Raw genomic sequence first — 20,858 nt, 5'->3', positions numbered from 1 at the left:
ATAATGAAAAACAAGATTTTCCTTTACCTTTTTGTATTTATTGCGCTAATAGTTCTTTACCAATTTATAAGTGCCAACAACTTTGCAAAAGCTGTTAATTCAGATATTGGAGACTTAAAGAGCGAGGTTGCGGAGCTGAAAGATTCACTTCAGCAATCTCAGTTGAAAATATTGGACATTCAGTATTTCTCATTGGATAACAATGATGATGCTCTTGCGTATTACGATCACCTTAATTTAAAGAACCCTACCCGCTATATTGAAGATAAATTATTGGAAACCAATGAGAAAAAGGGGAGCAACCCCTTGGTGCCATATGAAGGAATGGAAGGTGATTTTAAAATCAATAAGATTAAAATATTGAATCACAAATGGATTGTTGCCGATTTTTCTGATGGAAAATATTGGGGAGATTTGGTGATTAAATATGAACTTAAAGATGATTTAGGCGTAGATTTCACTTTAATGGACCACTTACTGTACGCACGTAGCAACTAAATATGATTGATTAACCATTCTCTAAAGGAATAAAAGTTTTGTTGAGAAACACCGTGTCCTATGGGAAATTCCTCGTATGTATGCTTTATATTTAAGCTGTTAAGAAAATCAGGGGTTTTTTGAGCCCATTCCAATGGGATAACCTGATCTACCTGGCCATGCGAAGCGTATATGTTTAATGAACCATGATCCTTAGTGTCGTAGCCCTCCAATAAAATATTTTTGTTAACATATCCACTAAGTGCAACTACATTTTTTATTTTTTCGGGAAAAGACAGTGCAACAGAATAACTAAGAATTGTTCCTTGACTAAAACCTAATAGCGTAATGTTTTCCTTATCTAAATTATATGCATTAATGGCCTCATCAATAAAGGAAATTATTTTGTCCCGAGATACTTTGGCCTGCTCATCATCACTCCATTTTCCGTATTCAGCATCAAAATTAATGGCATACCAAGCATGACCGAAGGGCTCAAGGTCATATGGTGCCCTAACGGAAATCACTAACAATTCTTTAGGCAGTTCAGAAGCAAATGAGAATAAATCTTCTTCATTGCTGCCGTATCCATGAAACATAAAAATTGAAGGGATTTTACCTGATTGCAGGGATGAAGGACGTAGCAGGTATTCTAAAGATAATGGGATGGGGGACATCTATCTAAATTATGATATAAAGGTAAACCATTTTTGAAAATGATCACCTAAAAGAGGAAGAGGTTTAGTTTTTGCACTTGAGGCCTGTAAAAATCCAGATACCAACAGTATCAAGTAAAGTGCATAAAGTACTAAAGGAGCGTAGACCACACCCATAAAAGTAAATACAATTGCCAGTGCATGAAAAAATAAATGAATTCCAAATGCCTGCCGTACGTGAAAACGGGCAAAAGCATTTTTCGGTTCCATGTTCATTGTAATGGCAATTAAGCATCCTACGATTGTTATGTAACTTATTATTGCAGTCGTTTTTCCTGATTTAGCCTCGCTCAAAATATTAGATTATAATTTGGTTGTTATTGATTACACCATACACCTGTCCTTTTAACGTAGATCCCAAAAACAGACTGTTTTTGGAAGTGGAGTGGATATTGGCCATACTAAAAATATCTTCTGAACTGGTTTCAAACAGGGTTAAGCAGGCTTTTTCACCTTCAGCAAAAGAAGCGGTTTTAACTCCAAAACGTTCCCGCCCTTTGGTCAACAAAGCGATTGTTTCTTCTATATCAAACAGCAGATTTAAACTTCCAAATGAGGATTCTAGACCTATTGTTCCGCTAACTGCATTATCAAATTCCACTCTTTTGTCTTCAATGTCAATTGGGGTATGGTCCGAAGTCACAAAATCAATCACCCCATCTTTTAGACCTTTTATTAGAGCTTTACAATCGGATTTGGTTCTTAACGGCGGCATTACTTTATAATTTGAATCAAACTCTTTTAGGCTTTCATCAGTAAAGATTAAATTATGGACCGCTACACTGCAAGTAACGTCCAAGCCATTCTTTTTGGCATTGCCAATGAGTTTTACAGAATTTGCTGTTGAAATAGTTGGTATATGCAGTTTTCCTCCTGTGTATTCCAAAATAAATAGGTCTCTGGCTATTTGTAACTCCTCTGCCATAGCGGGAATTCCCTTTAGACCCAACATGGTTGAAACATCTCCTTCATGTACAATACCCTTTCCTTTTATTTGTCCGTCCTGTGGGTAAGAAAAAACAAGGCCATCAAAATTCTGAGTATATAATAGAGCTATTTTTAAAAGGTTTGGGTTAGAAATCTGCTTTTTAAAATCATAAAAAGCTACAGCACCCGCGCTTTTCATATCATAAAGTTCCGCCAAGTCCTTTCCTTCAGAATTTACGGTAAGGCTTCCTAAAGGGTGTAAGTTTGTGCTATTTCCGTTAGCTCTTTCCTTGAGAAAAACAATATTTGAACTTGAGTCTGGTAAAGGATTTGTATTGGGGTTTAAAATGATATCTGTAAAACCACTGCTAGTTGCAACACCAAGCCCATTTTCTATTGTTTCCCTTTCTTCAAAACCCGGCTCTCCAAAACTTACACTGCTATCAAACCAACCTAAAGAAACATGAAGGTCTTTGCGCTCAATTGTTTTAACACCTGAGGGTGCTTCAATAGACGCAGCAATCTTTTCAATAACTCCCTTCTTTATAAGTATGTCCCGCTTTTTTAAATGTAGTGCCTTATTTTCTGGGCATACTATTTTTGCAGATTTCAGCAGAATGTTCATGTAACGTATTTTTGAATAATTACCTCTACAAGGGTTAGAAGCAGTGCTAAAATAACAAACCATTTCCAATAAGCCGTAATACTGTTTTCCGCTTCTAAAAATTCAAAAAGTGAAGTAATTGAATCTTGCATGTTTTTGCTTTCAATAAAGCCAATATCAAAATAACTCAAATTGCTTTCATTCCGGGGGTAGTTAAAACTGATGTTTTTGAGCGGATCACCTTCATTGTTGATGCTAAAAATACCATCAACAGTGGGAGTATCTCCAAAGGTCAACCTTACCTTATTTGGAAAAGTCTGTTGTAAAGGAATAAATTCATAACCATCTTTTGATACATTCAATATATCATCATTGCCCAAATCTATGGGGATATCGATTGTATTTGTTCTTCCAAGTGTAAAGTATGTTTCTGGCGCTTTTAAACTGAATGCGGCCATATTATAGAAAGTAGGGACTATTAAAGGTGAGTTTTTAAAGTTTGAATTTCCAATTTCTAAAGACGTGGAGAAAAAGTAAAAACCATCGTTTCCTGATAAAAATGCTTCATTTCCCTCTAACGAAAGTATTTTGGGCGCTCTAGATTGAATCTTATAGAATTGTTTTACGCTAGGGTATTGAAAATTGTACACTTCTTTTTCAAAAACATTTTTGTACAAGGGGTGCTGAAAAGAAATAGTGGTCACCTTTTTGTTTAGGCTTACATTTTCAATAAACCGCGTTGCAAAGAAATTTGATAAAAACTGGTTATAAGAAATCAAATCACTTTCTGTTGCAGGAATTACAATCAATGTTCCTCCGTCTTCTTTAAAAGTTCGCAATACTTTTTGTAAACTGTTGGGAATTGCCTTCAGATTATCCAAAATGACAACATTTTGCTGATCCAAAATACTGTAGTCTACTTGTGTCAAGGGGTGTTTGTTGTAAATAAATTCGTCTTGGGTGAACAAGCGTTCCAAATAACCACTATCAGAATCACTAATGGTCAAAACCTTTATTTTTTCTTTTTTGTTAATATTAAAAAAGAACTGGTTATCGTATGTTAAGCTATTGTCTGCAATACGCAGATGTCCGTTTAATTCCTCATTTGAAGGGATTGAGAACTCAACTTTAGCTGTTCCATTCGCTTTAAAATCCGCAGAGCTTTTAGCAATTAATGTGTCCCCATTATATAGGGATATGGGCAAGTTTTCACTATCTAATCCTCCAGACAGAAGCGTTGTAAGTTTTGATTGTGCGGTTACACTTTTTTCCAAATATGTGGAATCTATAGAAACATTTTGTACTTCTCTAGGGCGAATAGGTACGTAATAAATGTTGACTACTGAATCTAAGTGGCTAGTTGACATCCCCATTCTTGTCTGAAAATCTGAAATTAAGATCAGATTTTTGGATGTGGTATTGATACCGGAAAACAATGTTCCAGCTTTTAGTTTTATCTCTTCAAAATTCAATTGTTTATGAGAATATGGAAGTGATAATAGATTGTTTTGAATATCTTTAATTGTCACATTCTTGAATGTCCTTTCGTTCGTAAAAAGGCTAAAAGTGTTTTCAGGACCTATATTTTTTAGTAAATCCTGGATAGATTTTTCCATTAGGGAAAGACCATTTTTTTTAGCTTGCATGCTAAAAGAATCATCCAAGTAAATAACAGTTTCCTTTTGCCGCAAGGCCGTATTAGTGGCGGAAAATGGTTGTGCAAAAGCAAGTATTAGAGCAGCAAGCATTAAAAGTCTTGTGAGCAGTAACAACCATTTTTTTAGGGTATTGCTTTTTCTGGATTCTGAAACCACTTTTTGCAGCATTGCCACATTCGTAAAAGGAGTTTTCTTAAAACGACGTAATTGAAAAAGATGGATTAAAAGGGGAATTAAAAGAAGTACGAGGGCCCAAAGGATTTCCGGATGTTTAAATTGCATTCCCAACTTTGATTGAACAAATATAGGGATTAAAACAATTTTGATTTAGATTTTTGCCTGTTAAGACTTTGGTAATTTATTGAATGGATATAAATGATGGCTTAGCAAAAGAAAAAAAAGTCTTGCATTGGTAGTTGGTTGGTCCTATTTAGAAAGTCCTTGATTTCATTTTGAGCTTGCTCATTAGCAACAGTTATAATGCTTTGTGGGCTTTCTAATTCTTCCAATGTTTTAAAATGAACTAGCTCCTTGCCATAGATTTTTTTTCCAATCTTCTTTGGATTGTCGCATAGCCAAACAAAAGAAATATCAGCTTTTAAAAGAAGTTTCGCCACAGATTTTCCTTTAAATCCGGCACCCCAAATTACCAATGGGCGGTTTTTGTCATAATCTAATCTTAAAAAATAGTGCAGCTTTAATTCCAAAAAATAATTTTGGGCGTAATGCTCGCTAGTTCGGGAGGTCCTACTGTCATAATCTCGCCAAAGGTGCAAGGTTTCACTGCACGGAATAACTTTTAGTCCGTTTTCATAAAATCGGAAGGTAAGGTCATAATCCTCTGGGTATCTGTCTGGTTCAAAAGCCCCACATAGCTCAAGGTCTTTTTTAAATGTCATCCAACAGGGTGATGGAATAACACATTCTTTATAAATTTCATCGTAGTTTTTCCCTACTTGGGTCAACTTGTTCAACCAAGATTCGTAACGCGCATACCCATTGCTGACACCTCTTTCAGAAAAGTATTTTACTTTGCCCACGGCCACATGACCTTCTCCATTTTCAATCAAGGATTTCACCATTACGTCCAGACGATTGGGTTTCATGATATCATCTGAATCCATTCTTGTTATATAATCCCCAGAACTGTTTTTGTAAGCTGTTCTTAGGGCAGGGATAATACCTTGACCTTTATTCTTAAAAACTTTTATTCTTTGGTCTTTTTTAGCATAAAGAGTTAGTAAGTCTAGACTCCCATCATCCGAATGATCGTTGATAGCCAGAACCTCCCAATTTGAATATGTTTGTTCTAAAATCGAATCTAGGCACTCAGGAAGAAAGTGTGCTGTATTTTTAAAGGGAATTAGAATACTTACCCTAGGGTTTTGCATTTTGCAAATTAATCAAAAGGTAGCAAATCAGGTTCTATAAAACTGGTTTTAGCTTCTTTATTTGAAAATATATCCAAGTTATAATGTTGATATAACAGCTCTTTGAAGTCTGACTTTAACCTTGAGAATTTTTTTATAAACGTATAAAAATCATTGGATTCAGATTTTTTAATAAAATGATCTACCATTTTAATAGCAGCAACAGAAACAGTGATATTGAATTTATCTCCTTTTCCATGTAAATGGTCAAACTGTTTTATTTCCTTACATATTTTCTCAGCTGCTTTTTCTTGGCCATATTTTTTAATGTAAAGCCAAGCCAATCTAAGATGTGCTTCATGACTGAAAAGAGAAGGAGGTAGGTCTCCCTTTTCAAACATTTTTTCAAATTTTACATCGCTCAATTCCGAGTGATCTGTCATTTTTTTTTATACCATTGATTTGGATTAGAACACGACATTTTTTTGTCTTTTAGGGGTTATTGAGTCCAATACTGTTAAGCAATGCTTTTCGACCTTTGTGATTTTTTAATACATAATGCATTCTAGCTATTTGATTTTTTGTAAAAACGTTCATTACATCATCTTCTGAATAGTTCATATAATTCTCTATCATTACTGCTTCATCATTACAACCTAAAAAAGCTATTCGTCCATAAACTGGTTCATCAACGGCAGGTGTGTCGTCACAATAATCGTTGGATTCACAATCCTTGTTGCCCCAAGTATGAAGCAATCCTAAATAATGCCCCATCTCATGTGTTAACGTTCGACCGTACTTTGCATGACAATCAATATCTGATTCTCCAAAATGCATCCAATTTATAAGTATCCCTTCTGAATCATTAGGCCCTGGCAAGGCCAAGAATTCACTGCCAGGCAGGTCGGTGTCTGGTCCTGTTGCTTCTCCCAAGGCCAAGCACATGGCGGACTCTGGTAATGGGGTCACCCATATATTGATGAACTGATCTGGAGGCCAATAATCATATTGGGAATAATGGTTCTGGTTATAACCTAAATCTGGTATGGTGACTTGATCAGCGTTTATTCTATTAATACCATTTGTGGGTGTTCCATCAGTAGTCTGCTTTGCCAAAACAAATTCAATTTTTGAATCTTCACTGACAGGATGGTCATTAAACCCTCTAGTACCTTGTTTACGTCTAAAATCTTCGTTCAATATCTCAATTTGACGCCGTATTCTTTCATCCGAAAGGTTAGGGCCTTCTCCAATAGTTTCGCCAGAATGAATTATATGAACAACAACCGGAAGGAATGATACCTCTTGGCCAGGTTCTGGACCAATGGGTGACACTCCTTCATCACTTTTAGAACAGGAGCTTATTGACAACAGTATCAATAAAGCTATTTTTTTGAATGCTTTTTTTTTCAATTTTTGAATAGATTCATTAGCTTTCTCCACTTACATCTTTAAAGGTCAACATATCCAAAACTTTAGCGGAAGCCCCATGATAAAAACCAGTTTCATACTCATACTTTGAAGGGTTTTTAAATGTACCAAAGATGATATCGAACAATGGAATATCTGAATAGTTATATGCATGTATTCCCTTTGCGTGATGAACCGTATGTGCTTCTGGTCTTTGTACGATGTATCCTAACCATGCCGGAGTTTTGATGTTACTGTGCTGAAAGATTCCTAAAAATGTGGTAATCAAAATAAACAGTGTAGCGGCCTCTGCAGTAAAACCAGCTATCACAATCAAACAAAGACTTCCAAGAAAGGTAAACCCTATCATATCCATTGGGCTAAAGTAAAAAGCGCCGTAACTATCCATACGCTCAGCACTGTGGTGCATTTGATGAAACACCTTCCACAATCTCCCATTTTTGTGCATGCTTCGGTGCCAAATATATAGTCCAAATTCATAAATCATAACAGCTGCAAAAGCACCCCACCCTGCTCCCAAAACCGTCAAATCAAATACTTGGTATTCTACTAAATAAGTGTCCCAAATAAGCGGGAAATAGGTGGACAAATAAAAGAATACAGCAAAAGAAGTTAGCCCTCTTAGTTTCCAGAATTTCATCTTTGGAAGTTTCCTGGCGGGAAAAATAGCTTCCCAGAGCATTAATACCCCATACATACCCAAAATTATTAATGAGATAGGGTCTGTAACTACCTCCCAGGGGTTTGGTAAATTTTGTAAAATAGTTTCCATTTTCTTGTTTTAAAATGCTTAATCATGTTATCTACTCCTATAGGCAAAAGTTTTTGCCTTACAATGTGAGGAGTTGTTGTAAGTATCTAAACACTCCAATCTTGAGGAGATTCGGGGATGTAGCTGCAATAAGTTCCTGTTTTGATCGAATTGGTAAGATGTTTGGCCAATTTTGGATGGGTTTTCTCTATTTTTTTAATAGCGCTTCGAATACGCCAAGTAACCGCAGATCTTGCTTTTTCAAGAGAAGACCCTATCTTCCTTACCCTTTTGGACATACCGGTTGCTTTAGATAGGTGTTCCAGTAAATTCTCGTATTCTTCTCGTAATTGATCGGCTTTTAAAGTATTACCCATTTCTTCATAGTCCGTTATGTCAGACTGCAATACAAGAATTCTTTTTTTATATTCTTTCATAGCCTGTTCATCAATGACCTCGGCACCTTCACTTTCCAAAACCGTTCCCATCAATTTTGTACAATGGAGTTGTTCTTCTGGATGTTCTAAGAGCGTGGCAATGTCATGAAGCCCTTTAGAATCTTTAACTATAACCGAATCGCCCAAGTATTCCAGCTCCCATAGTTCACCTTTTGAAACAAAACTTCCCGTAGGGCTCTTAACGGATTTTGAGGAATCTTTGATAACAGGAGGCCTCGCTCTTCCCATAAAATCCCAGAAGGGTTCTAGATGTGACCTTACTTTATAGGGATTAACCATTATCTGCCAATCAAGTGCTTGTTGATTGGTTGGTTCTTTTCCATTGTTTATGTTCTTTTTAAACAAACACAGATATTTTCCCCAATAGTTTTTCATTTTATCAAACTCGGAAAGATGATAGTATGCCGCAGCTACATAAGCGGCAAAATCCGTCCAAACAGATGTATCGGTAACTTTTTCGGCAAAGGCAATTGATTTTTCATAATTCCCCAGTTCAAAATAAATAAAGGAGGCATGTGGGAAATAAACGTCAGGATGCAATGGGTTTAAATCCTTGGCCTTAAGGTATAATTGTTCTGCTTCTTTTGAAAACCCCAGATATACAAAACAAAAGGCTATTAGGATAAGATTATCAGCATCATTTGGATTCATTCTGAGCGATTTCCTCAAAAAATGCTCAGACTTATCATAATCTCCCAGATATAAAAACGTTCTTCCCAATACCGCCAATGATATGTAATCGTTCTCATCCAGTTCTATTGCTTTAAGTGCATATTCATGGGCTCCTTTTTGGCTTATTTCCCAACGATCCCAGAGTTGGCAGCTCCACTCGTTAAAATAGGACAATGAGATTCCGGTATAGGCACGTGCAAATTGGGGGTCTATATCCAAGGCGGCTTCAAAATGTTTTCTTGCCAGTAGGTCACTTTCCAGAGAGCCTTTTTTTAAGAGTTTCATTCCCAACAGCCAGTTTTCATAGGCGGCAAGATCAACCAATTCTTTTCTGTAAGAGTATGAAAGAAGATCATAATTAATTTGCTGCTGTAAAACACTCACAATTTGTTCGGTAACCGTATTTTGTGTATTCAAAATAGTTTCCGGAGTTTCATCGTGGTTCCCGGCAAAAATGACCTTATTGTCACGAACCCGTATCAATTGCACACTAATTCTAAAATTGTTTTCCAAGGTTCTGAAACTGCCTGTTACAAGATAATCAGTGCCCAATTGGGAAATTAAAGAAGTATCTGAGGGACTAACAATACCCAATGTGGAATACTGTGAGATAACAGACAGCCCTATGAATTTTGAAAAATTGATAATAAGATCCTCTGTGAACCCTATTATCACTGGGCTCAGATTTTCTGCGTCGCCCAAAATCTGAAAAGGCAAGACAGCAACTGTTGTTTCTTTGTTGCTTATCAACTCCACCATAAATCAATTTGAAGTTTTAAATATACAAAATGAAGCATTTGCCAGGAAACTGGTACGTTGAAAATTTCATGTATAAATCGTTCAAAATTAGAAATTTATACTGGATGGTTTTTGAAATTGTATAAATGGTTATTTTTTGTGTTCAGTTGGTTTGAAACAGTATAAAGTTGGCAATATAGATGGTATTTAATTTATTTTTTTGATAGCCCCCTATTGAGATTGTGTAAGTACTTTTTTAATTGCTTCATTCGCCAAAACTTCCATAATTTCATATCCTTTCTTTGTGGGATGCACACCGTCTTCAGCCAAGTCCTTTGGAAGCCCATTTCTTTCATCAGCCATTGCAGAAAAATAATCTAGGTAAAGAATCCCTTTTTGGTCAGCAATGCTTTTGAGCATTCCATTAAGCTTTGGTATTTTAATATTGGGGTTTAACCCAGGTCGCCATGAATAATCATAAGCAGGTAAAACGGAACAAACAATTGGGCAGATACCATTTTCTTCCGCCAATTCTACCATAGAAAGTATATTGTCCCTTATTTGCTCAAGGGTCATTGGGCCTGTATTGCCCGCTATGTCATTAGTGCCCGCAAGAATCAAAACTACCTTTGGGTTTAAGTTGATTACATCTTGTCTAAATCGTAACAACATTTGGGGAGTTGTTTGCCCGCCAATACCGCGGTTCACATAAGCTTTGCCCGAAAAAAAATCAGGATTTGCAAGTAACCAACCTTCGGTTATAGAATTTCCCATAAAGACCACTCTTTTCTCTTCAGAAGATGGTTCAGTTAACATACTATTTGCTTGTTGGTATTTGGTAAGGTTTGGCCAGTCTTGTGCAATCATACTTAAGGTTGAAAGATAGCAAACCGCTATTAACAGTCTCATTGTTATTCTTTTGGAGGAGTGATCATAATATGTGCTCTATGTGTTCCAGGATCCATCAGCCATGCATGACCGGGAGGAGTTGGTGTTGTTGGCAATCCTGTAGATTCACCGGTAGCAAATGGAATATAAAAAACATACCGTAAGTAGCCATTTTCAATTTCTCTAGAATAAGAATTGACCTCGCCTGTAAAGACACACAAGGTTGCCTTATCTGGCATTTTTAGCTTTCCGGATTTCACTTCCTCTTCCCGTATGTCAAAAATTTCTTTGAACTCCTTACCTTGGGCTTTTAGTTCTCTGCCTCTAGCCATAAATAAATCCAAACTTTTATGATATGCCGCAGTGGAAAATTTTTCTTTTTTTGGGTCAGCTGCTAGGGCTATATAATCATTGTTACCTTCCCTTAACGTGGTAAAGTTTCCATTCAAATCATATCCATAAACCTTTGCTCCATCTTTATAGTCTGCAGGTACTGCCAAAAGTGCGGTTTTTATCTGCCATTCTTTAGGTGGGATTTCTTGTGATGTACCAACCTGGGCAGCAAAAATCATGATTAGACTGAGGGATAAATACTTTTTCATAGCTGTTTTATTAATATTTTGCACTTTTTCCATTGGTCATTGTCCTAAGAATGAACGATCGAATATCATCATTAGCTTTTTGCAAATCTTCGCGTCTCAGATACATCATATGACCAGAACGATATCCTTTAAACTCAAAACGGTCTTTCATACGCCCACTTGGATCAACTTGCCACATGGTGTATTTTGCATTAAAGTAAGTAGTGGCACCATCATAATAACCTGATTGCACTAGAACATTTAGATAGGGATTTTGGGCCATTGCCTGGCGCAAGTTATCTCTGGTGTTGTCATCTTCGTTGTTCCAAGGATGCACAGGGCCAAACATATTGTACTTGATATCTGTTTTGAATTTTAGTTCTTCTTGTAGGTAATAGTTTATAGCTGGGGTAAAACTATGAAGCCAGGAAGTAAGCTCAGCAGAATAATCTGGACTTTCGCCAAATAGTTGTTTGTCTATACCCAAATAGCGACTGTCTAACCTTCCAACGTTATAGGCCCCTTTGTCCTTTAGTAAATTTTTCCAAAAAAATTGGGTTGGCACATCTAGATTATGGTCAAGTATATCTTTTTCTTTCAACCCAGAATAATAGGCCATTTTTTTTGCCACAGCCGAACGTTCAGCATCAGAAATAAAACCACCTTTTGCTATTGCCGGGATCAATGTGTTGACTGTATATGCCTCGGATTCGGGTAAAACCTCCAGTAGGTCTTTACCCTGCAAATCTGAAGGCAATGCTTTATGATGCCATGCAGCCGCAGTGAAGTAAGGTAGGTTTAATGCACTTGAAACCGGCCCTCCAACTCGTATCACCTTGTAATCTGCCGGAGAAACCATAATCACTCCATTAAGATACATCCATTGTTGATTCTGTAATGCCAATGAGAGTCCCATTACTCGGGTACCACCGTAACTTTCCCCCACAATATATTTAGGTGATCTCCAGCGATTGTTTCGCGTAACAAAAGTGTTCAACCATTCTGCCAAGTATTTAGTGTCCGCGTTGATTCCAAAGAACTTATCCCTGTCAACTTTGTCACCTGTTTCGGGAATAGTTCTGGAGTATCCTGTGTTAGCAGGGTTAACATAAACAATATCGGTAACGTCCAACACTGAATAAGGGTTTTGTTTTACCCCATAGGGTTGAACAGGATAACCTTCGTCATCTATTTTAAGTACTTTGGGACCAGTATAGGCAAGGTGCATCCAAACAGACCCAGACCCTGGTCCTCCATTAAACGAAATCAATAAAGGTCGTTCTGCTCTATTTTTTACATTGTTTCTGGTATAATATGTATAGTGAAGCGCTGCAATTGGCTCTCCCATTTCATCCCAAACAGGTTGCGTACCTATAGTAGCGGTATAGTTAAGATTTGTTCCATTTATAGTAACACTGTGCTGGGTGGTAACGGTAGTATCAATTGGCAATTTTCTATTTTGTGATAAAGCAATTGCGGTGTACAATAGCATGCAGATGGCAAGCTGGTTTTTTTTCATTTTGTGTTGAATTAGTCTGGTATTAAAAATAAGTATTTTACATGACATTCTTTTAGCTTTAAGGGAATTGTAACAGGACAAAAGCTACACCTGGATATCTTTTTTTTAACTTTAATATTTCTGCATTAATAATTACGAGTATGAAAAAATTTTCGAGAAGGGATTTTAGTTCAACTCTTGCTAAAGGAGTAGGAGGTGCATCTTTAATAGGGAGCATGCCATTGGCATGCGCAATGGGGAACAGTCAAACTAAAAAGAAACTGGGAATAGTCCTTGTAGGTTTAGGTAGTTACAGTACATATCAACTAGCGCCGGCATTATTGGAGACCAAACATTGTTACTTAGCCGGAATTGTAACGGGAACTCCAGAAAAGGAATCAGTATGGGCCAACAAATATGATATTCCAAGAGAAAACATATATAACTATGAGAATTTTGATGACATAGCAAAAAATGATGCCATTGATGTGGTTTATGTTGTGCTTCCAAACAGTATGCACGCAGAATTTTGCATTAGAGCGGCCAAAGCAGGAAAGCACGTGATTTGTGAAAAACCAATGGCGATGAACGTGGAAGAGTGTGATGAAATTATCCAAGCCTGTAATTCTTCCGGCGTAAAATTGGGCATAGGGTATCGTTTGCATTCAGAACCTTACACTCAGGAGATAAAACGATTGGTAAAAGAAAAAACATTTGGAGCCATAAATTATATATCGGCAGATGCTGGCTACCGCTCAATGTCCAACCCAGACCAATGGCGATTGAACAAAAAGCTATCTGGAGGTGGAGCATTAATGAATATGGGGGTATATGCTATTCAAAGTGTGATTTATGGAACTGGTGAAAACCCAATTTCAGTTTCGGCACAAGAATACAGCACACGCCCTGAATATTTTAAGGATACAGATGAAACTATTACTGCTCAATTTGAATTTGAGAGTGGAACAGTTGGAAGCATTATGACGTCACACAATGTAAGAGCCAATAGACTTTTTGCATCTTGCCAAAACGGTTGGTTTGAGTTGGACCCAGCAAGCACCTACATTCCTTTGGCGGGTAGAACATCTCAAGGGAAATTGAACTTTCCTCAAGAGAGCCAACAAAAACTGCAAATGGATGATTTTGCCAAACATATTCTTTTTAATGCACCAAATAGGGCCCCTGGCGAAATGGGCAGACGTGATATGATTATTGTAGAAGCTATATATGAATCCATTTTTAATGGGGGGCGAAAAGTCAAACTGGACTTTGCTCCACAATATGGTTTTGGAGGATAACAATTTGCTTGGAGTTTCAAGCACTGCAACGCATCTGGAACCTCTAAAAACGAGCTTAACGTTATGCTTAAACTACAGGAACGTTGACGACACGTAAACTTTACAAACTAACAGTTTTTTAAAAGTGACATAATCAAATCAATATATTGAGGTAACCAAATGCTAAAGGTTCATAAATAGTTTTGAGAATTCAACAAAACCTAAAACTAAAATTATGAATTTGAAAAAATTGTTATTTGGATTAACCCTTACTGCTGTCATCGGATTTGGCCTAACCAGTTGTGATGGTGAAGACGGATTAGATGGCACCAACGGTGTGGATGGAGTAGATGGTCAAGATGGCCAAGATGGAGATGACTTTACCCCAGTAACTACAATGTTTGAAAACAAGTCAGCATTGGAACCTTTGGTTGCCATTCAACCTCAGTTTAATTTTGTAAAAGCCTATTCTTTAATTAGTTCAACGGATATTCTTGATGATGGATTTCAATTTGTAGGCGCTGCCGATGGTGCCGGATTTTTAAAAGACCCCAACAGTGACGGCTATCTGTATATAGTGAATGCAGAAGACAATTATGCTGTGGCACGAATTGAATTGGATGAAAACCTAAATCCAACAGGTGGAGACTGGCTATTAAACTCAGGAGTTGCCGATTTCGCTCGACAGTGCTCAGGAACTATGTGGGAGGCTGATATACATGGTGGAGCAACAGACCTTTTCCTATCAGCATCAGAGAGTTTCAATTATGATGTAAAGGGGATAGATCCATATATAGATACTCCAACGCCAACGGCAGATTTTGGCTTGGACGCTTTAGGGGAATTCTCATGGGAAAATGCGGTACCATTACCCAAAGACGCATACACTGGTAAAACAGTTATTATAGGAGGTGATGATGACTCCAGCGGTTCAGAGGGACAGATAACATTATATTATTCAGAAGAAGGAGATGCAGACTTAAACAACGGAAAAATCTACGTGCTAAGACTAAAGCAGATTTCTGATGGAGCAGGAGGAGTTATGGATGTAGCTGCCTCCACTATTTACAATGAAAGTAATTTAGATCATGGAGTAACCTATGATTTTGAATTTGTTGAGGTACCAAACGGGGCTTCTTTAACCAAATCTGAAATGGAGGATGCTTGTGTAGCTGTTTTTGCATCTGCATTTATGAGAGTAGAGGATGTAGATTATCAAAAAGGATCTGATGCAAACGGAAGAAATGTATTCGTTGCAGTAACCGGAAGGGGCCCAGGAAGAGGTACTTACAATGACTGGGGAACAGCTTATAAATTGGAATTGGATCAAGCTAATCCACTTACAGGAAAGCTTACTCAAATTATTTCAGGAAATACTGACACCAACAATGCGGATGGTAATTTAGCAAGTTTACAAAGCCCTGACAACATTACGGTAACGGAAAACTTTGTTTACCTTCAAGAAGACCCCAATTCTTTTGATAGAGGACATGCAGCCTACATTTACCAATCTGATTTGGATGGAAACAACATCAAGACCGTTTTGGAATTGGTTGTTAGACAAGATTTGGATCCATCCGGAAGCACTGGTTTCAGTGGAGAATTTGGAGCTTTAGAAGATATTTCAGATAAAATAGGAGTTCCAAACACCTTTTTGTTGAATCTTCAGCCACACTATTGGGAAAGTGATGATTTCAAAAATGTTGATGGTCATGACATGGAAACCAACGCCACTGCAATAGCGAATGGTGCAAGGGAAGATGACCAAGGAGGACAGATAGTTATATTAAGAGGACTTCCTAGATAAGTTTAAATAATTGCAATGTAAAGACCTCCATTATTTAATGGAGGTCTTTCTATATTTAAAAAATCACCAAAAATGAATCGAATACTCATCATTTTATTGTTTTTTAATCTAAGTTGTAAGCAACAGCCCAAAGAGAAAATTATTGTTGAAAACCAAGCAAGCATTGTTGACTGGAAACCTGCAAAAGACTATTACTTAAAACATATCACCGACGCCATTGCTACTTTGGATGAATTGGCAAGGCTTCCGATGACCAGCGATGAAGCAAAAAAAACATTTGCAGAAGCCAGAGTTTCTTTTAAAAAAGCCGAACCATATGCTTCATATCTTAATCCTGAAATAGGACATCGTGCCAATGGTCCTGCGTTACCGGTTGTTACAGATGATAGTCAAAAAGTATTGCTTCCCGTAGGATTACAAAAATTAGAAGAGAGTATTTACGAAGGAGAAGAAAGTGAAGCGCGTTATAAAGAGGAAATCTCCATTACCATTGGGATGCTCAAAAACCTTCAAAATAATATACGAAATAGAGAGGTTACCCCACAGCGCTTCTTTATAGCTACCCATCAACAATTAATGCGCGTTATTAGCTTGTCCATTTCAGGCTTTGACACACCCATAAGCCAGCTCGGTTTAAAAGAGACTATTGTTTCACTGGAAAGTTTGAAAGAAGTCTATGATAATAGTATCAGACAAATAGTTTTAGATAAGAATCAAGAACTGGATGCACGGTTTCAATACAACATTAAGGAAGCGGTTGGTTTTGTTCATTCAAACACAGACTTCAAAACTTTTGACCGTTATACCTTCATCAGGGATTATATGAATCCTATTACAAGGAACTGGGTGGCCATTCGTAAGGAAAGTAATCTTTGGAATGGGGTTAACAACAAACCTTTCAATTTTGATGCTCCCACTTTCTTTGAAGAAGATTCATTTAATGTCGAGTTTTTTACCCCTGCAATTAACCGCAATCCTACAGAGAAAAAAATTGTATTGGGCAAGAAACTTTTTTTTGAGCCAAAACTTTCCCAAAATGGAAAAATGGCTTGCGTCACATGTCATAATCCTAAGAAAGCATGGGCAGATGGGGTAGCGGTGAATGTTGATAATAATGGGAAACCTTTACAACGAAACACCCCAACATTGATCAATTCAGCTTTTCAGCAAAGTTTCTTTTGGGATGGTAGGTCGCCCAACCTATTAGATCAAATAACATCTGTTTTTACCAATGAGAAGGAGTTTGACAGCTCCGTACATGAATTTTCCAATGAGATTTTAACGGATACCACATACATTTCCCTGTTTAAAGAAGCTTATGGAGGAATATCAGCGAGAAATACAGAAATCATCCGTGCGATATCCTCATACATTTCCAGTTTAAACGGATTTGACTCCAAGTTTGATAGGAACATTCGTGGGGAAGAAGAAACGTATACAGAAGAAGAAAAACTAGGATTTAATCTTTATATGGGCAAAGCACTTTGTGCTACATGCCATTTTATTCCGTTGACTAATGGTACAGTACCACCGTTTTTCTCAGAGCATGAGAAAGAAGTGATTGGCGTGCCCGAAACTGACACTAATAAAAAACTGGACGATGATTTAGGGTTTTATTGGCGACATAATGAAGAACTGGAGGTACATAAGGGGATGTTTAAAACACCAACAATTAGAAATGTTGAGCTAACAGGACCCTATATGCATAACGGAGTTTATGATAATTTAGAAGAAGTCATCAATTTTTACAACCTTGGTGGAGGTGGTGGCTTGGGCTTTGATTTACCTTATCAAACACTTCCTTTTGATAATTTACAGCTCTCAAGTTCTGAAGAGAAAGCTTTGGTGGCTTTTATGAAGACTTTGACGGATACTGAGGTAGGGGAGAACTATTAGAATTTTTCAAAAACACCAAGTCCAAAAAGGGCAAAATCATATTTAACCGGATCCTTTGGGTCCAGTTTTCTTAGATTTCTGTCCAGTTCGGCCAGCGCTTTTGCATCGTTTTGTTTGCGTTTTAAAAGCTTTAGTTTGCGAGCAACATTACCAGAATGTACATCCAAAGGGCAAGAAAGTTGACTTGGGTTCAGTTTTTTCCAAATACCAAAATCAACGCCTGTGTTATTATTTCTTACCATCCAACGCAAAAACATATTTATTCGTTTTGCGGCAGAACCCTTATTTGGGTCAGAAACATGTTTCATTGTCCTTGTTTGATGGGGTATTTCAAAAAAAACTTCCTTGAATTTTGATATTGCGGATTGCAATGAATCTTTTTCTTGGTTTTGAACAAAAATGGATTCCAGTCCACCGTGGTTTGCATAGATATTTTGCAAGCTTTGGATAAAATACTGTAAATCTAGACCATTGAAGGTTCTGTGGACAAAGGGAGTTAATTTTTCAAAATCTGTTTCGGTATGGTTCAGCACAAAATCATAAGGTGCGTTATCCAAAAGCTCGATCAATCGCGAAGCATTTTTAATAATACTTTTGCGGTTTCCCCAAGCTATAGTAGCAGTTAAAAAACCACTGATTTCTATATCTTCCTTTTTTGAAAAAAGATGTGGAATCTGCAAGGGGTCATCTTCCAGGAACTTGGGATTATTGTATTGTTCCACTTTTTCATCCAAAAAATCCTTTAGATCTGATTTTATCATAACATCAAGAAACAATCAATCCATCGACCATGGTCAATTTTCGGTCAGCCATGTTCGCCAACTCCAAATTATGGGTGACCAAAACGAAGGTTTGCCCAAATTCATTACGGAGCTTAAAGAAAAGTTGATGTAAATTATCAGCACTTTCAGAGTCTAGATTACCACTAGGCTCATCTGCTAAAATTATAGATGGATTGTTAATTAATGATCGGGCCACAGCTACGCGCTGTTGCTCACCACCGGACAGGGCATTGGGTTTGTGGTTATATCTGTTTGAAAGCCCCAAAAAGTCTAACAATTCCTTTGCTCGTTTTTCGGCTTGTGCCCTAGCTGTTTTTTTTATAAAAGCAGGAATACAAACGTTTTCCAAAGCTGTAAATTCTGGTAACAGTTGATGGAACTGAAAAATAAAGCCTATGTGTTCATTTCTAAACCTGGCTAAGCTCTTGTCATTTAATTGAGTAACATTTGTATTGTTTATGAACAAAGAGCTGTCCTCTGTGTTAGATGGAGAGTCCAACGTGCCCAATATTTGTAACAATGTAGTTTTTCCGGCGCCAGATGCACCAACAATGGATACCACTTCACCTTTTCTTATTTCCAAATCAACTCCTTTTAAAACTTGAAGGTCGCCGTAGTATTTTTTAATGTTATTCGCCTTTATCATGAAGAACCACTTATCGGGGTGAAAGTAATGATTACAGTTGAGTGAACAAAAATCGTAAGTTTCAAATAAAGTTTTTACATACAACAACGACTACTTATCAAAATTTTATAATAGATTTCAATTTGTAAAACATTAAAGTTGTTTAACTTTACATAGAAATGGATAAACAAAATAACAATTCTTTAGAGACCGCCGTTTTTGCTGGCGGTTGTTTTTGGTGTACCGAAGCTGTTTTTCAAAGGCTTGCAGGAGTTAAAGAAGTAATTTCGGGATATACAGGGGGGGCAATCAAAAATCCTGCATATAGGGAGATTTGTACCGGAAGGACTGGACATGCAGAAGGCATAAAAATCACATTCAATCCAGATGAAGTTTCGTTCACAGAATTGTTGGAGGTTTTCTTTGCTACTCATGACCCGACTACGCTGAATCGACAGGGCAATGATGTTGGCACTCAGTATAGAAGTGAAGTTTTTTACACAAACCCAGATCAAAAAAGACTTGCAGAAGAATTTATTGCTCTTCTAGAGAAAGAACGTGTTTTTGCATCGCCAATAGTTACGGCTGTTTCAGAAGCTAAACCATTTTACGTTGCTGAGGAACAACACCATAACTATTACAATGAGAATTCAAATCAACCTTATTGTCAGTTTATCATAGACCCAAAAATTAAAAAACTAAACAAGCATTTTTCAAATAAGCTAAATACAGTCAAATAATATATGTCACCATATCAGAACTTGGAAGAATACAACATCAGCATCACCAATGAGGTAAAAGAGCGTTTTTCAAAAATTATTGATGAAATAGGGGAGGATGTAGAACGGGAAGGATTATTAAAAACTCCAGAAAGAGCTGCCAAAGCTATGCTTTTCTTGACTCAGGGCTATAAACAGGACGCCGCGGAAATCTTAAAAGGAGCAATGTTTAAGGAAGACTATGATGACATGGTCATCATTAAGGACATTGAAGTGTACTCCCTCTGCGAGCATCATATGCTTCCATTTTTTGGGAAAGCCCATATCGCCTATATCCCCAACGGACATATAGTGGGTTTGAGCAAAATACCTCGTATTGTAGATGTTTTTGCCCGTAGATTGCAGGTTCAGGAACGATTGACACACGATATTTTGGAATGCCTTAACAATACATTAAAACCAAAGGGAGTGGCAGTTGTTATTGAAGCATCTCACATGTGTATGATGATGAGAGGAGTTCAAAAACAGAATTCAGTGACCACAACATCTGGTTTTAGAGGACAGTTTGAAAAAATAGAGACCCGCAGTGAGTTCCTTAAACTGATAAGCTCCGATTTATCTTAGTTAATTTTTCAGATTCATTCCTATTTGGTATTTTTCATCCATGACAGAAGAAAAAGACCTAAAATATCGTAACCTATTTATGGGATTATTGTTTGATGGTATTGGCATGTTATCTTTTGCAATACCTGGAATAGGGGAGTTCTCCGATGTCATTTGGGCCCCAATCGCCGGCTGGCTCATGACTAGAATGTACAAGGGCAAAATTGGTCAAGCAGCGGGAGTAGTAACTTTTATAGAAGAATTGGTGCCTGGGTTGGATATAATACCTTCATTTACAATTATGTGGATTTACACTTATTTGATTTCTAGCAAAAAGGCGTAAAAAAAAGCCACGAAACCTGCGTGGCTTTCTCAAACTA

The 20,858-nt window shown here is 37.2% G+C and carries 21 protein-coding genes; 7 read left to right on the top strand and 14 right to left on the bottom strand.

The window, feature by feature from the left end; translation table 11 throughout:
* Window positions 1-3: 3 nt before the first annotated feature.
* The gene (locus DKG77_RS12515; protein ID WP_109663428.1) at window positions 4-498 is read left to right on the top strand and encodes a hydrolase; all 495 of its coding nucleotides are present in this window, start codon (window positions 4-6) and stop codon (window positions 496-498) included.
* Here DKG77_RS12515 and DKG77_RS12510 read toward each other — a convergent pair.
* The 12 genes from DKG77_RS12510 to DKG77_RS12455 form a co-directional block, all read right to left on the bottom strand.
* A complete protein-coding gene (locus DKG77_RS12510) occupies window positions 495-1,154 on the bottom strand; it encodes an alpha/beta hydrolase (RefSeq protein ID WP_109663427.1) in 660 nt (219 codons plus the stop codon). The two genes, DKG77_RS12515 and DKG77_RS12510, sit on opposite strands and share 4 nt — an antisense overlap.
* Before the next feature lie 9 nt (window positions 1,155-1,163).
* Window positions 1,164-1,487, bottom strand: coding sequence for a hypothetical protein (locus DKG77_RS12505; protein ID WP_109663426.1), 324 nt, complete (start codon window positions 1,485-1,487; stop codon window positions 1,164-1,166).
* Window positions 1,488-1,491: 4 nt separating this feature from the next.
* Window positions 1,492-2,745: a dihydroorotase gene (locus DKG77_RS12500; protein WP_109663425.1), complete on the bottom strand. Its 1,254-nt coding sequence runs from the start codon at window positions 2,743-2,745 to the stop codon at window positions 1,492-1,494.
* Window positions 2,742-4,664: a BatA domain-containing protein gene (locus DKG77_RS12495; RefSeq protein WP_243414923.1), complete on the bottom strand. Its 1,923-nt coding sequence runs from the start codon at window positions 4,662-4,664 to the stop codon at window positions 2,742-2,744. The genes DKG77_RS12500 and DKG77_RS12495 overlap by 4 nt, the downstream gene beginning before the upstream one ends.
* Before the next feature lie 101 nt (window positions 4,665-4,765).
* Window positions 4,766-5,773, bottom strand: coding sequence for a glycosyltransferase family 2 protein (locus DKG77_RS12490; RefSeq protein ID WP_109663423.1), 1,008 nt, complete (start codon window positions 5,771-5,773; stop codon window positions 4,766-4,768).
* Between the two features lie 8 nt (window positions 5,774-5,781).
* The gene (locus DKG77_RS12485) at window positions 5,782-6,195 is read right to left on the bottom strand and encodes a hypothetical protein (protein ID WP_109663422.1); all 414 of its coding nucleotides are present in this window, start codon (window positions 6,193-6,195) and stop codon (window positions 5,782-5,784) included.
* A gap of 49 nt (window positions 6,196-6,244) precedes the next feature.
* On the bottom strand, window positions 6,245-7,165 hold the full coding sequence (locus DKG77_RS12480; RefSeq protein ID WP_165819394.1) for a M43 family zinc metalloprotease: 921 nt from the start codon (window positions 7,163-7,165) through the stop codon (window positions 6,245-6,247).
* A 16-nt stretch (window positions 7,166-7,181) separates the two neighbouring features.
* Window positions 7,182-7,955, bottom strand: coding sequence for a sterol desaturase family protein (locus DKG77_RS12475; RefSeq protein WP_207785454.1), 774 nt, complete (start codon window positions 7,953-7,955; stop codon window positions 7,182-7,184).
* Window positions 7,956-8,041: 86 nt separating this feature from the next.
* A complete protein-coding gene (locus DKG77_RS12470) occupies window positions 8,042-9,823 on the bottom strand; it encodes a tetratricopeptide repeat protein (protein ID WP_109663418.1) in 1,782 nt (593 codons plus the stop codon).
* Window positions 9,824-10,033: 210 nt separating this feature from the next.
* Complete coding sequence (locus tag DKG77_RS12465) at window positions 10,034-10,711, bottom strand: SGNH/GDSL hydrolase family protein (RefSeq protein ID WP_109663417.1); 678 nt, start codon at window positions 10,709-10,711, stop codon at window positions 10,034-10,036.
* 2 nt (window positions 10,712-10,713) lie between these two features.
* Entirely contained in the window at window positions 10,714-11,292 is a 579-nt protein-coding gene (locus DKG77_RS12460) for a hypothetical protein (RefSeq protein ID WP_109663796.1), read from the bottom strand.
* A gap of 10 nt (window positions 11,293-11,302) precedes the next feature.
* A complete protein-coding gene (locus tag DKG77_RS12455) occupies window positions 11,303-12,790 on the bottom strand; it encodes a S10 family peptidase (RefSeq protein WP_109663415.1) in 1,488 nt (495 codons plus the stop codon).
* Between the two features lie 140 nt (window positions 12,791-12,930).
* On the opposite strand from DKG77_RS12455, the gene DKG77_RS12450 reads away from it, so the two are divergent.
* The 3 genes from DKG77_RS12450 (at window position 12,931) to DKG77_RS12440 (ending at window position 17,749) form a co-directional block, all read left to right on the top strand.
* Window positions 12,931-14,067 carry a Gfo/Idh/MocA family protein gene (locus DKG77_RS12450; RefSeq protein ID WP_109663414.1) on the top strand — a complete coding sequence of 379 codons (1,137 nt, stop codon included), beginning with the start codon at window positions 12,931-12,933 and terminating at the stop codon, window positions 14,065-14,067.
* Window positions 14,068-14,281: 214 nt separating this feature from the next.
* Window positions 14,282-15,853: a PhoX family protein gene (locus DKG77_RS12445; RefSeq protein WP_109663412.1), complete on the top strand. Its 1,572-nt coding sequence runs from the start codon at window positions 14,282-14,284 to the stop codon at window positions 15,851-15,853.
* A gap of 72 nt (window positions 15,854-15,925) precedes the next feature.
* Window positions 15,926-17,749 (top strand): cytochrome-c peroxidase, encoded by a 1,824-nt coding sequence (locus tag DKG77_RS12440; RefSeq protein ID WP_109663410.1) that lies wholly within the window; start codon window positions 15,926-15,928, stop codon window positions 17,747-17,749.
* Here DKG77_RS12440 and DKG77_RS12435 read toward each other — a convergent pair.
* Together DKG77_RS12435 and DKG77_RS12430 are read right to left on the bottom strand one after the other, a co-directional pair.
* On the bottom strand, window positions 17,746-18,510 hold the full coding sequence (locus tag DKG77_RS12435) for a TIGR02757 family protein (RefSeq protein ID WP_109663795.1): 765 nt from the start codon (window positions 18,508-18,510) through the stop codon (window positions 17,746-17,748). The genes DKG77_RS12440 and DKG77_RS12435 overlap by 4 nt on opposite strands.
* Before the next feature lie 4 nt (window positions 18,511-18,514).
* Window positions 18,515-19,177 (bottom strand): ABC transporter ATP-binding protein, encoded by a 663-nt coding sequence (locus DKG77_RS12430; protein ID WP_109663409.1) that lies wholly within the window; start codon window positions 19,175-19,177, stop codon window positions 18,515-18,517.
* Window positions 19,178-19,335: 158 nt separating this feature from the next.
* Between DKG77_RS12430 and msrA the strand changes: the two genes are divergently transcribed.
* The 3 genes from msrA to DKG77_RS12415 are packed head-to-tail and all read left to right on the top strand — an operon-like array spanning window position 19,336 to window position 20,821.
* Window positions 19,336-19,896 carry a peptide-methionine (S)-S-oxide reductase MsrA gene (msrA, locus tag DKG77_RS12425; RefSeq protein ID WP_109663407.1) on the top strand — a complete coding sequence of 187 codons (561 nt, stop codon included), beginning with the start codon at window positions 19,336-19,338 and terminating at the stop codon, window positions 19,894-19,896.
* Between the two features lie 3 nt (window positions 19,897-19,899).
* Window positions 19,900-20,499, top strand: coding sequence for a GTP cyclohydrolase I FolE (folE, locus tag DKG77_RS12420; protein WP_109663406.1), 600 nt, complete (start codon window positions 19,900-19,902; stop codon window positions 20,497-20,499).
* A gap of 40 nt (window positions 20,500-20,539) precedes the next feature.
* Window positions 20,540-20,821, top strand: a complete 282-nt coding sequence (locus DKG77_RS12415; protein WP_109663404.1) for a hypothetical protein — start codon at window positions 20,540-20,542, stop codon at window positions 20,819-20,821.
* Window positions 20,822-20,858: the final 37 nt, after the last annotated feature.

Origin of the sequence: Flagellimonas aquimarina, assembly GCF_003149745.1 — a bacterium.
Lineage (GTDB): Bacteria > Bacteroidota > Bacteroidia > Flavobacteriales > Flavobacteriaceae > Flagellimonas > Flagellimonas aquimarina.
This window is presented reverse-complemented; position numbering and strand designations above follow the sequence as displayed.

Coding starts and splice junctions, on each gene's coding strand:
- DKG77_RS12515 (WP_109663428.1), top strand. CDS start 4: ATGAAAAACAAGATTTTCCTTTACCTTTTTGTATTTATTGCGCTAATA.
- DKG77_RS12510 (WP_109663427.1), bottom strand. CDS start 1,154: ATGTCCCCCATCCCATTATCTTTAGAATACCTGCTACGTCCTTCATCC.
- DKG77_RS12500 (WP_109663425.1), bottom strand. CDS start 2,745: ATGAACATTCTGCTGAAATCTGCAAAAATAGTATGCCCAGAAAATAAG.
- DKG77_RS12495 (WP_243414923.1), bottom strand. CDS start 4,664: ATGCAATTTAAACATCCGGAAATCCTTTGGGCCCTCGTACTTCTTTTA.
- DKG77_RS12490 (WP_109663423.1), bottom strand. CDS start 5,773: ATGCAAAACCCTAGGGTAAGTATTCTAATTCCCTTTAAAAATACAGCA.
- DKG77_RS12485 (WP_109663422.1), bottom strand. CDS start 6,195: ATGACAGATCACTCGGAATTGAGCGATGTAAAATTTGAAAAAATGTTT.
- DKG77_RS12475 (WP_207785454.1), bottom strand. CDS start 7,955: ATGGAAACTATTTTACAAAATTTACCAAACCCCTGGGAGGTAGTTACA.
- DKG77_RS12470 (WP_109663418.1), bottom strand. CDS start 9,823: ATGGTGGAGTTGATAAGCAACAAAGAAACAACAGTTGCTGTCTTGCCT.
- DKG77_RS12465 (WP_109663417.1), bottom strand. CDS start 10,711: ATGAGACTGTTAATAGCGGTTTGCTATCTTTCAACCTTAAGTATGATT.
- DKG77_RS12460 (WP_109663796.1), bottom strand. CDS start 11,292: ATGAAAAAGTATTTATCCCTCAGTCTAATCATGATTTTTGCTGCCCAG.
- DKG77_RS12455 (WP_109663415.1), bottom strand. CDS start 12,790: ATGAAAAAAAACCAGCTTGCCATCTGCATGCTATTGTACACCGCAATT.
- DKG77_RS12450 (WP_109663414.1), top strand. CDS start 12,931: ATGAAAAAATTTTCGAGAAGGGATTTTAGTTCAACTCTTGCTAAAGGA.
- DKG77_RS12445 (WP_109663412.1), top strand. CDS start 14,282: ATGAATTTGAAAAAATTGTTATTTGGATTAACCCTTACTGCTGTCATC.
- DKG77_RS12440 (WP_109663410.1), top strand. CDS start 15,926: ATGAATCGAATACTCATCATTTTATTGTTTTTTAATCTAAGTTGTAAG.
- DKG77_RS12435 (WP_109663795.1), bottom strand. CDS start 18,510: ATGATAAAATCAGATCTAAAGGATTTTTTGGATGAAAAAGTGGAACAA.
- DKG77_RS12430 (WP_109663409.1), bottom strand. CDS start 19,177: ATGATAAAGGCGAATAACATTAAAAAATACTACGGCGACCTTCAAGTT.
- msrA (WP_109663407.1), top strand. CDS start 19,336: ATGGATAAACAAAATAACAATTCTTTAGAGACCGCCGTTTTTGCTGGC.
- folE (WP_109663406.1), top strand. CDS start 19,900: ATGTCACCATATCAGAACTTGGAAGAATACAACATCAGCATCACCAAT.
- DKG77_RS12415 (WP_109663404.1), top strand. CDS start 20,540: ATGACAGAAGAAAAAGACCTAAAATATCGTAACCTATTTATGGGATTA.